Genomic DNA, 12,190 nt, shown 5'->3' with positions numbered 1-12,190 from the left:
ATGTGCACGTCACCGCCGCCGCCATGGTGATGGTGCGGCAGCACCGGCATTTCGCTTTGGTCGGCGGTGTCGATCGCCGTGTCTGCGGCGGCAGAGGCTTCAGCGTCGACCTCGTGGGCGTGATCGTGCCCGTCGTCGTGATGATCATGGTCAGCCGCGGAATCGCTGAAAGCGACGCCGGGGAACTGGAGAGCATGTTCTATTCGATGTTGACCGTCACGTACCGCAAAGCCTTGCAGCGTGACCATAAGGGTCACGGCCAAGCCGATGCAGATCTGGCGGACAAGTCGCGACAAGAGAGTACCCCGTACTCCCCCGGACTATCTCGACACCCCTGATTCAAGCAACATCAAAAGTGTCGCAGTTCAGGCGGGGAGAGGCTCGGAGGGTTCGATTTCGATAGTGATATGCTTGAGCTCGTGCACCGGGACCAGCCGCGCTCGAAGCGCCTCCAAGGTCGCGCTGGAGGTCGCGACACTGATGATGGCGGCGTGAGCGTCCGGCCCAACCCGCCAGATGTGCAGATCGCGGATACGGGCATCGCCTGGCGTCTCGATCGCCTCGCGGGTTTCATCGGCGACGTGGGTGTCGGTTCGGTCCAGCAGGACGGCAGCCGTATCGCGCAGGAGACCCCATGACCATTTCGCGATTACCGCTGCGCCGACCAGGCCCATGATCGGGTCCAGCCATGTCCATCCGAGATAGTGACCTGACAGGAGCGCGACGATCGCAAGGACCGATGTCAGGGCATCGGCTAGGACATGGAGATACGCGGAACGCAGATTGTTGTCGCCGCCGTGCCCGTGGTCGTGGTGGCCATGATCGTGATGATCATGCTGGTGGCTGTGGTGATGCCCTCCCGAGAGCAGAAGAGCGCTCACGACATTCACGACAAGGCCGATGACGGCGACAATCGCCGCTTCGCCGAACAAGACCGTAGTCGGCTCGAACAGACGTCGGATGGATTCCACGCCGATGCCAATGGCGAAAAGGCCCAGAACGAGCGCGGATGCAAACCCTGCCAGATCGCCGACCTTGCCGGTGCCGAAGCTGTATCGGGGGTCGTTCGCGTGACGGCGTGCGTAGCTGTAGGCTGCGGCCGCGACCCCAAGGGCTCCGGCGTGGGTGAGCATATGTATGCCGTCCGCCAGCAAGGCCATTGATCCCGTCAGCACGCCGGCGACGATCTCTCCGACCATCATCACTGCGGTCAGGACGACCACGATCAATGTGCGGCGGGCGTTCTCGTCATGATTGGCGGCCAGAAAGACATGATCATGGGCCGGTGAAGCGGCAGGCTGGATGGTCATTTATAGCGTCCGATAATGGATATGAGCTCGTCGGCGCCCTTGCGACGCGCGGCTTCATCAAGATGAGGCGCAGCGACATGGTGCTCGAGATGCTGAAGGATCAGCGCTTCGACCAGGCCGCCAAGAGCGCCGCGCACGGCGGCGGCCTGCTGGAGGACGGCGATGCAATCGACATCATCATTGATGGCGCGCTCGAGAGCGCTGACCTGCCCATTGATGCGGCGGACCCTGGCCATAAGTTTGGGCTTGTCAGCGGCGATATGGGCCATGGTGGAATCCTTCTCGAGACGACGTGTTGGGTCTCATTAGTCACTCGCCCCGGCCTTCGCACCCAAGGCGGTCATTCGCCGGGGGAGCTCCCGCTCGATGGCCTTGCGGCGGAAGGGCGACAGCTTGCACCATTGAGCCACTTCCGGACGCGTTCGGCCGCACCCCACGCACCAGCCGGTCGCGGAATCGAAGATGCAGATGTCTATGCAGGGTGTCTTCACCGATCGGCCCGTCACCGAGCCGTGGCGCAAGCCGTCACGAACCGGTTGGGCTGATATACTCCCTACCAGTATAACATCAAGGTTTGCGTGAGTGATGTCGCTGTGCCGCCATCGCTGGCGGCGTCGTGCCTTCAGAGGGGGAAAGGCTGGGTTTCGAGCCGCATCAATCCTCGTCGCCCGCGACCGCCAGGACGGGCTGAACCCATCCGTCGTCTCCGAAGGCCGCGAGAACGCCCTCGAAGTGGTTCAGGTGGCGGACCTCGTTCAGCCCGTGAACGAAACGGTTTCGGGCGTCGATCGACGGTTGGCGCCCGGCGTTTCGAAGAAGACTGAGTAGCAACCCGCTTGTCGCCGCGGCGGCATAATTCTGACCGTTGCCGACTATGGCGTCGAGCACCTGATCGAGCTCGGCCTGCGTCAGAGAACCGGTGTAGGGAGCGATGAAGTCACTGAAGTTGGCTTCCGAGCCCCTGAAGCTGCCCGAGCCCGCATAGCGCGCGACAGCGGCCGGCCACAGGTCAGCAAGCGGAGTGGCAGCGATCGTGCGGGCGAAGGTCTCGCGGTCCAGTCGCGGTATCGCGGCAAGGAGGGGCGCCCGGAACCGCTCGAATGTGATCCCCATCATGATCCGGACATCGGCGACATTTGCGGGGTCGAGGTTGTTGACGGTCTCCTGCAGGGCGGTCTGCGTCGCCTCCTGGATCAGCGGCCAGAAGTTCGGGAAGGCGGCGATGAAGGCGATGGCCCGCGGCCGATCAAGGGGCGCCAGATTGTCGAGGAGCTGCACAATGGAAGGTGCGAGTTCGGGCCACGCCGCAGGGGTCCGCTCGCGGACCGCCACGAGGGCCGAAACGATTTTGCCGCGCACCCCGTCGAGATGAGGGGGAATGCCTTTGAGCAACGACTTGGCGAGAACAGTGCCGAAGTTGCGGATGTTCTGGGACCGGACGCGGGCGAGGTAGCGCTGCTCGACGTAGTCGAGAATCCTGGCGTGATCGCTCGGGAATCCGGGCGACTGAACATCGACATCGAAGACCTCGAAGATCGCTCGGCCCTGAAGAGGTTCCTGGGCCAGCACGAGATCGACGGCGTTGACCAGATGCATTCGCACCAGTTCTGGCGTGGGCTCGAACAGCAGGGCTTCGGCCGAGAAGGCAGGATGGGCGCACAGATGGCGGTCCTCGCGCAGTCTCTCCAGCTGTCGCCGGGCGATCTGGCTGATAGCCTGGGTGTTGTCCGCGGCGTCCTCGATGATCCGGCCCTCCAGCTGGAGGAGCTGGCGAATGTCACTGATCGCGGTCGCATTATCCCAGGATTGAAGGAAGGTCGTCGCGGCGGCATCGCCCATCGCGCCTAGCTCCCGGTACTTTGCGATCAGATCATAGGCGAGCGCGACCCATGCCGCCGTCAGCGATGCGCGAAGGGCGCCAGCTTTGTAGGCCTTCACCGCGTCGAGGAAGTAGATGCGTGACTGGGCGTTGCGCACCTTGGTCAGCAGGATGTCGAGATCTACGAAGCTGGAGTCCACAGGGCGTACCGAGGAAATGAGTGGGGGGGGGCGAAGGTCGGGCAGGCGACGTGGCCCGTCCATCCAACCGTGAGGGTCTACTCGTAGGGGAGCTCTCCGAAGAGGCCTATCATGAGATCTCCCTTCAGCTCGCGGAAAGGAATCTCGACAAAATGGTCGGGGTGTCTGGGCTTGGCCCGGCCATCCCCAGGACCGTTCTTTGTGTGGCCGCGAACCTGCTCGCCGCTTTCCTTGACATAGGGAAGGACAACGAGCCTACCGTGGTTGGTCGAGAGGATCGTGCCCTCGCGCCATAGCGTCGACCCATCCTCACCCTTGTCGCTGGTGGTCGCCTTGACCGTCCAGCCGAGTTGACCGTCCGGCTCGTACCAGAACACGATCCCATTGCTGACCAGAACATGCTCGCCACGGGCCAGAGCCTCGGCGAGGAGGCGTTGAACGCTGGCGAGCTGAAGAAGCTGATTGGCCCGCGGCAGCAGTTCGGCACGGATTTTGGCCTTCACCTGACCCCAGTGCTGATCGTGGTGAAACTTGAAGCCGTTGGCGATCCGGGCGCGCATGGCTTTCTCCGCCGATTTCTCGCCGGCGGGATAGGGTTTGCTCCAGACGTCGTCAGCGTTGCGATACAGAACGACCTGCCGTCCGCGGCCATCGAGAAGAGCCATCCAGAGATAGGGGTAGGTTTGTAGCTCTTGCGCCAACGCTTCCCGATAGGGCTCGGCCTCAGTGTGCAGCTTGATTTGATCGATCGGGATCCGGGGCGTGTCGGCGTGGCGTCGGATCGCCTCGGAAAGCATCAGGGCTTCCTCATCCGCCAGACGTTGCCGCGACTGAAGCGCCTTGCGGACCTTCAGGGTGAGAGAGGTCTTCTCTGTTGCGTCCATCTGCCTCGCCGCGAGCGCCGCCGCCAGCGAGGGATTCAAAGCCTCGGCTGCGGATACTGCGGCCTCCCGATCCGGATGGACGTCCATTCTGACCCATCCCTCCTCGGACGGGATTCGTCGGTCTCGCCAGCGAACGCCGCCGTCCTCGGTCTCGACCAGCTCCACCATGAACCAGCGCTCATGCAACGGGCGATAGCTCGGCCATATCGCGAGGATAGGATCATGATCCCTCCGACTGTCTCCCCACTTGATCATGCATGCCTCCCGACTCGGAGCTGATCTGATCGACAGGCGCATATTGACGCAATGCCTGATTGAAGCCTGGCTGTGCGCAACAAAACTTGAGATGGCGCCGCGTGGCACTGGCATGGGGCGAGGGGACTTCCCGACTCAACATCCCCAATCGATGGAGCGTGAGATCATGGTGAAGGTTGTCGGGTTTCCTGCCCCCGTAGATATCTCCGGCCTGAAGCCCGGGTCAGCGTTCCAGGTCGGTGATACAGTTCCGCCGCTCTATGGGATCACGGTGAAGGCGGGTGACCTGGTGACGGCCATCCTTCTGGGTCAGGTGAAGGGCCAGGCGGCTTCCCCTGGCTATCTGCAGAATCAGCACCTCCCCGGCGAGTGCTACGCCGTCGACGCCGAGCTCGTGATCGGCAGAACCGCGAAGACGGAGCGTCGCGAAGCGCTGACGCATGGCGCGCTCGTCTTCGACGGCGAGAACAAGCCGTTCCTCGTCATCGAGCAAGCCGATCCCTTCCCACGCCTGTACCTGTCGATGGAGACAGGCGAGGCAAAGACGGACGGACCAGCGGGCATGCTCCGAATCTACGGCAACTGGGTGCTGAGGCTTGAGGGGGAGGGGAAGACGCTGACCGAGCTCACACTCAATGGCTAAGAAGGTCTACACGCCCTCCGAGGATCTACTGGACGGCCTCAAACAGGATGTCCTCTACCTGTTGCTCACGATCCTGGCGCATCGCGAGAAGCAACGCCTCCCGAACCTGGGAAAGATGTCTCGGGAAGACCTCGTGCTTGAGCTCGCCCTGTTGGAAAGCGGGACGAGGGATATCATCGCGCGACTTACAGCGCTGGACGACGACGGTTCCGGGTCACGGTCGTTCCCGAATGCTCTCGCTGCCATGAATCGCGAGGGACTAGCGGCCAGGAAGGCAGAAGAACTGAAGGCCCACGTCAAGGCGTACCGGGCGGCGATCAACGATCTCAAGGTCAACCATCGCAACAGCTACATCAGCCATGTGCAGGAGTTCGCCGAAGTTCTCCCGCGCGTCCTTGATAAGCCCGTGCGTTTCGAGATGGCAGCGAGCCTCTCCGTCAATGTTCTCGACGCCTTGATGGGGCGACAGGTGGAGTATCGGTTCCGGGTCGGCTCTCAGGAACCCGAGCTTGATCTGCGCGCGCGTCTTTCCGGTCCGTAGCCTAACCACGAAGTCTTGGGTCCTGACGTACAGTGCGATGCCAAGCCTTCCTGCGGAGGCTGCGACCTTACACAAATGCTTACACAGTCGGCTGGCTTGTGGTAGATTCTCACGAAGTATCAGTGGTTTGATGCTGGCGTGTGTGACTTAAAATCTGCCGGGCGAAAGCCCTTGCCGGTTCGATCCCGGCCGCCCGCACCAGCAGCCCCGTCCGCGCCGCTGGATCAGATGACCCGATGCAGCACGGCGCCTTCGGCGATATGGCGTATCACGGCGTCGCGTCCTGGCGCGTCCAGGCCCGCCGACAGGCCTATGGCCTTGCAGTTCTGCCGGGCCAGGTCGCATGCGGCGTCGATCAGGCCCTGGACGAGCCGCTCGGGCCTCAAGAGATCGAAGGCGACCAGGGCGTCGACGATGAATTGACGCTCGCCCTCCGTCGTGGTGGCGATCGTATAGGCCAGGACCGCGCGCACGACCCCTCCCGCCACGGCCGCCATCACTCCGCCGGCCGCAGGCGCCGCCGCGACGCGGGCGCGCCAGGCGTCCATCGTCAGGGTCGAATCAGCCATGCGCGCGATGACATAGGCCTGGTCGGCCTCGTCGCCGCTCAGGCGTCGGTATTGGAGTGCGCTCATTGTCGGACGTCTAGGGCTTAGACGAAAGGACCGCCTTGATCCGCGTCAAAAGAATTGCGTCTTAGGCGGACAAGAGCATAATCGCGCCATCATGCTGGAACTTCGCGCCCTGCCGACCGACTGCGCACAGCGCCGACAGGAATCGGTCTGCGTCGGCTGCGGCGCGCGCGCCTTCAGCGTCTGCAGCAGCCTGGATCCGGCGGACCTGGCCGGCCTGGACGCCATCGCCGAAAGGGTGTCGCTGAAGGCGGGCGAGGCCCTGATCCGCGAGGGCGATCCGGCCATCCATCTGTTCAACATCACCTCGGGATCGGTGCGGATCTACAAGCTGTTGCCCGACGGGCGGCGCCAGATCACGGGCTTCCTGTTCGCCGGCGACTTCGTGGGCCTGGCGACCGGCGAGGACTACGCCTTTTCAGGCGAGGCGATCGAGGATTCGACCCTGTGCCGGTTCCGCAAGAGCGAATACCGCGCTCTGGTGCGTGAGCGGCCCCGGCTGGAAGAGGCTCTGCTGGATCGGGCGACCCACGAACTGGCCGCCGCCCAGAACCAGATGCTGCTCCTGGGCCGCAAGACGGCGCAGGAACGAATCGCCTCCTTCCTGCTGGAGCTGCCCAGCCGCGATCCCTTGCGGCCGCAGGCCGAGGATCAGGTGCGGCTGCCGATGACCCGATCCGAGATCGCCGACTATCTGGGCCTGACCATAGAGACGGTGAGCCGGGTCCTGACCAAGTTCAAGACCACAGGGGTGATCCGTCTGCTGTCGCTCAGCGAACTGCGGATCGAAGAGCCCGAGCGGCTGCGCGACATCGCCGAGGGCGAGGCTTAGAGCCTGATCGGCTTCAGATCATGCTCTAGGCGGGCGTGAGCCGGCGGGCGGGCGCCAGGCCGACCCGGCCGTCTTCCCCCACGCCCTCGACCCGGATCGTCCGGTCGCACAACTGAGTTGGGGCGGAGCGGTGGCTGACCAGGATCAGGCCCTGACCGGCCTGTTTCAGCCGTCGATCCAGGGCCTTCAGCACCTGGGCCTCGGTCGCCGGGTCCAGCCCCTCGGTCGGTTCGTCCAACACCAGCCAGGCGGCGGGCCGCAGATAGGCGCGCGCCAGACCCAGCCGACGCCGTTCGCCTCCCGACAGCCGTTCGCCGTTGGGGCCGATGCGGGCGTCCAGACCCGCCGGATCGGCGCGCAGACGTTCGGCCAGGGCCGCGTCGTCCAGGGCGCGCCACAGGGCGTCGTCGTCGGCCGGGCCGGCCAGCAGCAGGTTCTCGCGGACGGTGCCGTCGATCAGCCGCACGTCCTGGGCGGCATAGGCGAACAGCGGCCGTCGGTCCTCGGGGGTCAGGTCGGCGACGTCGATGTCGCCGAGGCGAGCTTCGCCCGGCTGGGCGTCCCGCAGGCCGATCAGGCGTTCGATCAGCGTGGTCTTGCCCGCACCGGAGGGGCCGATCAGGCCCAGGCGCGCCGGCGGATGAAGGGCCGCGCCGTCGGCCTGGAGCACCAGGGTCGGGGCGACCGAAACCGGCGCCCGATTCGGGTGAAGAGCCGAGGGCAGGGCCTCCAGGCGGCGAGCGGCTTCCTCGGCGGCGCCGTTCTGTTGCAGGGCGCCGACCAGGCCGGCGACCGATTCGACGCCCATCACCGCCGCCAGGGCGGCCAGGGCGGTCAGAGGCAGGGACGCGCCCAGGGTGGCGGGGACCACCGCCGCGACCGCCGCCCCCGTGACGACCGCCTGCCAGGCGGCCATCCAGCCTCCGGCCTGGGTCAGGGCGACCTGGGCCTGGTCCAGATCGGCGGCGGCCTCGGCCGCTTGGGTCGCCGCCCAACGGTCCAGCCCATAGGCTTTCAATTCGGGCGATACGGCCTCCAGGGCGGCCAGCCGGTCTTTCAGTCGGCCAACGGCGATCTGAACCGCCTGCCCGGCGGGGGCGGCCAGACGTCGCGCGATCAGAAGGGCGCCGGCTGCGCAGAGGGCCATTGAGGCCAGCAGGAGCGCGCCCGCCCATGGACTGGCCAGGCCGGCGACGAGGGCGGCGGACGCGGCGCCGGCTCCCAGGGCCCAAGGCGCCGACAGCCGCACGAACAGGGTCTGAACCGCGTCCACATCCTGGACCAGCCGCGCCGAGGCTTCCCCCGAAGCGAGAGCCAGGGCGCGGCTTGGCGGCGCCGAAGCCAGGGCGTCGAACAGTTGCGGACGCAGCCGCGCCAGGGCCTTCAGCGCCGCCTCATGGCCGGAGACCCGCTCGATATAGCGAGCGCCGGTCCGCAGGATCGCCAGCAGACGGATGGTGGCGCTGGGCACCATATAGTTGAAGGCCTGGACCGCCGCCGATCCGGCGACCCCGGCGAGGGCGGCGCTGGTGATGAACCAGCCCGACAGCCCTAGAAGACAGGTCGCCGCCACGGCGACGATCGCGCCGGTCGCAGCGGCGATACGGAGACGCAGCCGCTGGGCGCGACGCTGGGCGGCGATCAAGGCGCCGATGCGGGAGGACGAGGGACGGTTCATCACAGGCGCACCACGCGGTCGGCCATGGCCGCGACGGCGGCGGAATGGGTGGCGATCAAGGTCGTGCGACCGCGCGTCGCCTGGCGGATCAGATCCAGCATGGCGTCTTCCGCAGCGGGGTCCAGATTGGCCGTGGGCTCGTCCAGCAGCAGGATGGGGGCGCGCTTCAGAATGGCGCGGGCCAGGCCCAGGCGGCGCCGTTCGCCGCCCGAAAGGCCGCCGCCGCGTTCGTCGATGGGCCGGTCCAGATCGCCGAACAGGCCCGCCTCTCCGGCGGCGACCAGGATCCGGCCGGGGCAGGCGGACGGATCGGCGATGCGGATGTTGTCGCCCAGACTGCCCGGCACGACGACGGGGTTCTGGCTGGCCCAGGCGATCTGACCGGCGAAGTCGCCCGCCTGACTGAGGCGCGCGCCGCCCACCTCGACCTCTCCGGCGGTCAGGGGCGACAGACCCAGGAACAGGTGCAGCAGGCTGGACTTGCCCGAACCGCTGGCGCCGACCAGGGCGACGATCTGGCCGGGCCGGACCTCCAGGTCGAAGTCGGAAATCACCGGGGCGGCGTCGCCGTAAGCGATAGAGACGCTGGAGAAACGGATCGCCGGGGCGTCTTCCGGCAGGATGTGCCGGTCGCGCGCGACGGGCTCGGGCGTGATCAGGGCGGGGACGGCGGCCTCGGCCGCCTGGCGGTCATGATAGGCGGCGGCGAGACGACGCAGGGGCTGATAGACCTCGGGCGCCAGAGCCAGCACGAAGAAGGCGCGCGGCAGGTCCAACTGCTCCGGCGCGGGGAAGGGCAGGAGCTTCAACAGGTTGAAGCCGCAATAGACGGCGATCAGGGCGACCGACAGGGCCGAGAAGAACTCCAGCACCCCGGAGGACAGGAAGGCGATGCGCATGACCCGATTGGTGCGCCGCTCCAGTTCGTCGGAGGCGCGGGCGATTTCGACAGTGGTGCGGGCGCGGGCGTCAAAGGCCAGGACTGCGGGCAGGGCGCGCACCCGGTCGACGAACAGGCCCGACAGCCGTTCCAGCGCCTGGAATTGACGCCGGCTTTCGCCGGCGGCGGCGGTTCCGGCCAGGATCATGCCGAAGACGAAGGGCAGGAGGGTGAACAGGAGTATGCCGGCGGAAAAGGGGCTGGCGACGGCGGCGACGGCGATGATCAGCAGGGGCGAAAGGCCGGCGGCCATCTTCAGCGGGGTGAAGCGGGACATATAGCCGTCCAGCGCGCCCACGCCCTCGACCACGGCGGTCAATGAGTCTGCGGATCGGGCGCCCCGGCCGAACAGGTCGGCCAGCAGCCGATCGCGCACGCTGGTCTTGACCGAACGGCCCAGGCGCGCGCCCACCACCACCGCAGCCTGACCGATCAGGCCGCGAGCGGTCAGGCTGACGACCGCCAGCAGCAGCCAGGGCAGGGCGGCCAGGGGCGAGGCGCCGAAGGCGGCCACCGTCATGGCCAGACCGCCGGCGAAACCGACCGCCGGAACCACGTCCGCCACCGCCAGAAGACCCGCCAGGGCGGTCAGACGCCGCCAGGGCGCGGCGGACCGTTTCAGCCAGACGGCGGGAGGGGCGGCGGGAGAGGAGGCCGAAATCGGCGCAGAGGTCATTCGAACACTCCAGCCTCGGGACAGGGCCGAAAGCCATTGGACAAACCGTCGTTGGGCGAAATGTCCAAGGACGATCAGTCCACTACGATCCCGAGGGCAAGGGGGCTTTGATCGAAATCAAGGCGACCGCCCCGCCTTGGTTCTAGGGCGGGACGAACGTCGGTCGTCGGGGCCGGCTACAAGGAGCCTAGAGCCATGATCGACCTCGCGGTCGTCGACCTATCCAGGCTGCAGTTCGCGCTGACAGCCCTTTACCATTTCCTGTTCGTGCCCCTGACCCTGGGGCTGTCGTTCATGCTGGTCATCATGGAGTCCATCTATGTGATGACCCGTCGGCCGATCTGGCGGACGATCACGCGCTTCTGGGGCACGCTGTTCGGCATCAACTTCGTGCTGGGCGTCGCCACCGGTATCACCATGGAGTTTCAGTTCGGCATGAACTGGAGCTATTACAGCCACTATGTCGGCGACATCTTCGGGGCGCCTCTGGCCATTGAGGGCTTGATGGCCTTCTTCCTGGAGGCCACCTTCGTCGGTCTGATGTTCTTCGGCTGGGACAAGCTGAAGCCGTCGGCCCACCTGCTGGTCACCTTCATGGTGGCGCTGGGTACGAACCTGTCGGCCGTGTGGATCCTGATCGCCAACGGCTGGATGCAGAACCCGGTCGGCGCCGCCTTCAATCCGGACTCGATGCGGATGGAGGTGACGGACTTCATGGCCGTGATCTTCAACCCGGTGGCCCAGGCCAAGTTCGTCCACACCGTCAGCGCCGGCTATGTCTGCGCCTCGGTGTTCGTGCTGGGCGTCTCGGCCTTCTATCTGCTGCGCGGCAAGCATGTCGGCTTCGCGAAGCGGTCGATGACCGTGGCCTCGGCCTTCGGCCTGGCGGCCTCTCTGTCCGTCGTCGTCCTGGGCGACCAGTCCGGCTACGCCCTGACCGACAACCAGAAGATGAAGTTGGCCGCGCTGGAGGCCATGTGGCACACCGAGCCCGCGCCCGCCGGCCTGACCCTGATCGGCATCCCCAGCATGAAGGATCGCGAGACCCATTACGGCGTCCACGTGCCGTGGATCATGGGTCTGATCGCCACCCGCACCATCGACAAGCCGGTCGAGGGCATCTTCGAACTGGTCGCCACCGCTGAGGACCGCATCGAATCCGGCGTCATCGCCTATGACGCCCTGGAGAAGGTCAAGGCCAATCCGGCCGATCCCGTCGCCCGCGGCGTGTTCGAGACCCATCGCCGCGACCTGGGCTATGGCCTGCTGCTGAAGCGCCACGTCGCCGATCCGCGCATGGCTTCGCCCGAGCTGATCAGACAGACGGCCTGGGAGACGGTGCCGAACGTGCCGGCCCTGTTCTGGAGCTTCCGCATCATGGCCGGCATCGGGATGTTCATGATCCTGTTCTTCGCCACGGCCTTCTTCCTGTGCACCGTGCGCAAGCATGACACCCGCTGGTTCCTGCGCCTGGCTGTGCTGATGATCCCGCTGCCGTGGGTCGCGATCGAGTTCGGCTGGATCCTGGCCGAGTTCGGGCGTCAGCCCTGGGCGGTCGAAGGCGTGCTGCCGACCTTCCTGGGCGCCTCGTCCCTGACCGTGCCCCAGCTGTGGGGCACCATCATCGGCTTCACCGCCCTGTACGGCGCCCTGGCCGTCGTCGAGGTCAGGCTGATCCTCTACGCCATCAAGAAGGGGCCCTTCCACGAGCAGGAAACCTTCAGCGCCCCCGCCCCCGAGGCGCCCGCGACCCCCGTCGCCGCCCCGGCCGTGGCCTGAA

Annotated in this window: 13 protein-coding genes; 5 read left to right on the top strand and 8 right to left on the bottom strand. The window is 66.2% G+C overall.

Annotated features, from left to right (window positions below):
- Positions 1–2: 2 nt before the first annotated feature.
- Positions 3–338, top strand: coding sequence for a hypothetical protein (locus GGQ93_RS01225; RefSeq protein WP_054766310.1), 336 nt, complete (start codon positions 3–5; stop codon positions 336–338).
- Positions 339–365: 27 nt separating this feature from the next.
- Here GGQ93_RS01225 and dmeF read toward each other — a convergent pair whose 3' ends face one another.
- From dmeF to GGQ93_RS01200, 5 genes are all read right to left on the bottom strand, one after another.
- Positions 366–1,310: a CDF family Co(II)/Ni(II) efflux transporter DmeF gene (dmeF, locus tag GGQ93_RS01220; protein ID WP_183214885.1), complete on the bottom strand. Its 945-nt coding sequence runs from the start codon at positions 1,308–1,310 to the stop codon at positions 366–368.
- Positions 1,307–1,579 carry a metal/formaldehyde-sensitive transcriptional repressor gene (locus GGQ93_RS01215; RefSeq protein WP_054766308.1) on the bottom strand — a complete coding sequence of 91 codons (273 nt, stop codon included), beginning with the start codon at positions 1,577–1,579 and terminating at the stop codon, positions 1,307–1,309. Before GGQ93_RS01215 ends, dmeF begins: the two co-directional genes overlap by 4 nt.
- Positions 1,580–1,615: 36 nt before the next feature.
- Entirely contained in the window at positions 1,616–1,801 is a 186-nt protein-coding gene (locus tag GGQ93_RS01210; RefSeq protein WP_082382803.1) for a DUF1289 domain-containing protein, read from the bottom strand.
- A gap of 163 nt (positions 1,802–1,964) precedes the next feature.
- On the bottom strand, positions 1,965–3,329 hold the full coding sequence (locus GGQ93_RS01205) for a hypothetical protein (RefSeq protein ID WP_054766307.1): 1,365 nt from the start codon (positions 3,327–3,329) through the stop codon (positions 1,965–1,967).
- A gap of 77 nt (positions 3,330–3,406) precedes the next feature.
- On the bottom strand, positions 3,407–4,468 hold the full coding sequence (locus tag GGQ93_RS01200) for a hypothetical protein (RefSeq protein ID WP_054766306.1): 1,062 nt from the start codon (positions 4,466–4,468) through the stop codon (positions 3,407–3,409).
- 166 nt (positions 4,469–4,634) lie between these two features.
- Here GGQ93_RS01200 and GGQ93_RS01195 point away from each other — a divergent pair, with 166 nt between their 5' ends.
- Complete coding sequence (locus tag GGQ93_RS01195) at positions 4,635–5,111, top strand: hypothetical protein (RefSeq protein ID WP_156314206.1); 477 nt, start codon at positions 4,635–4,637, stop codon at positions 5,109–5,111.
- Complete coding sequence (locus GGQ93_RS01190) at positions 5,104–5,652, top strand: hypothetical protein (RefSeq protein WP_054766304.1); 549 nt, start codon at positions 5,104–5,106, stop codon at positions 5,650–5,652. The genes GGQ93_RS01195 and GGQ93_RS01190 overlap by 8 nt, the downstream gene beginning before the upstream one ends.
- Before the next feature lie 224 nt (positions 5,653–5,876).
- On the opposite strand, the gene GGQ93_RS01185 is transcribed toward GGQ93_RS01190, so the two are convergent.
- Positions 5,877–6,287 (bottom strand): hypothetical protein, encoded by a 411-nt coding sequence (locus GGQ93_RS01185; protein WP_054766303.1) that lies wholly within the window; start codon positions 6,285–6,287, stop codon positions 5,877–5,879.
- Positions 6,288–6,378: 91 nt separating this feature from the next.
- On the opposite strand from GGQ93_RS01185, the gene GGQ93_RS01180 reads away from it, so the two are divergent.
- Complete coding sequence (locus GGQ93_RS01180) at positions 6,379–7,116, top strand: helix-turn-helix domain-containing protein (RefSeq protein WP_224760992.1); 738 nt, start codon at positions 6,379–6,381, stop codon at positions 7,114–7,116.
- Positions 7,117–7,141: 25 nt separating this feature from the next.
- Here the strand turns inward: GGQ93_RS01180 and GGQ93_RS01175 are convergent, their stop codons facing one another.
- Together GGQ93_RS01175 and cydD are read right to left on the bottom strand one after the other, a co-directional pair.
- Positions 7,142–8,794: an amino acid ABC transporter ATP-binding/permease protein gene (locus GGQ93_RS01175; RefSeq protein ID WP_183214884.1), complete on the bottom strand. Its 1,653-nt coding sequence runs from the start codon at positions 8,792–8,794 to the stop codon at positions 7,142–7,144.
- Positions 8,794–10,410: a thiol reductant ABC exporter subunit CydD gene (cydD, locus tag GGQ93_RS01170; protein ID WP_183214883.1), complete on the bottom strand. Its 1,617-nt coding sequence runs from the start codon at positions 10,408–10,410 to the stop codon at positions 8,794–8,796. Before cydD ends, GGQ93_RS01175 begins: the two co-directional genes overlap by 1 nt.
- A gap of 198 nt (positions 10,411–10,608) precedes the next feature.
- Here cydD and GGQ93_RS01165 point away from each other — a divergent pair, with 198 nt between their 5' ends.
- The gene (locus tag GGQ93_RS01165; protein ID WP_183215224.1) at positions 10,609–12,189 is read left to right on the top strand and encodes a cytochrome ubiquinol oxidase subunit I; all 1,581 of its coding nucleotides are present in this window, start codon (positions 10,609–10,611) and stop codon (positions 12,187–12,189) included.
- The last annotated feature ends 1 nt before the right edge of the window (position 12,190 follow it).

Source organism: Brevundimonas aurantiaca (assembly GCF_014199955.1).
Lineage (GTDB): Bacteria > Pseudomonadota > Alphaproteobacteria > Caulobacterales > Caulobacteraceae > Brevundimonas > Brevundimonas aurantiaca.
Note: the sequence above shows the minus strand (reverse complement) of the source record. Positions and strands in the feature narration are given on the sequence as shown.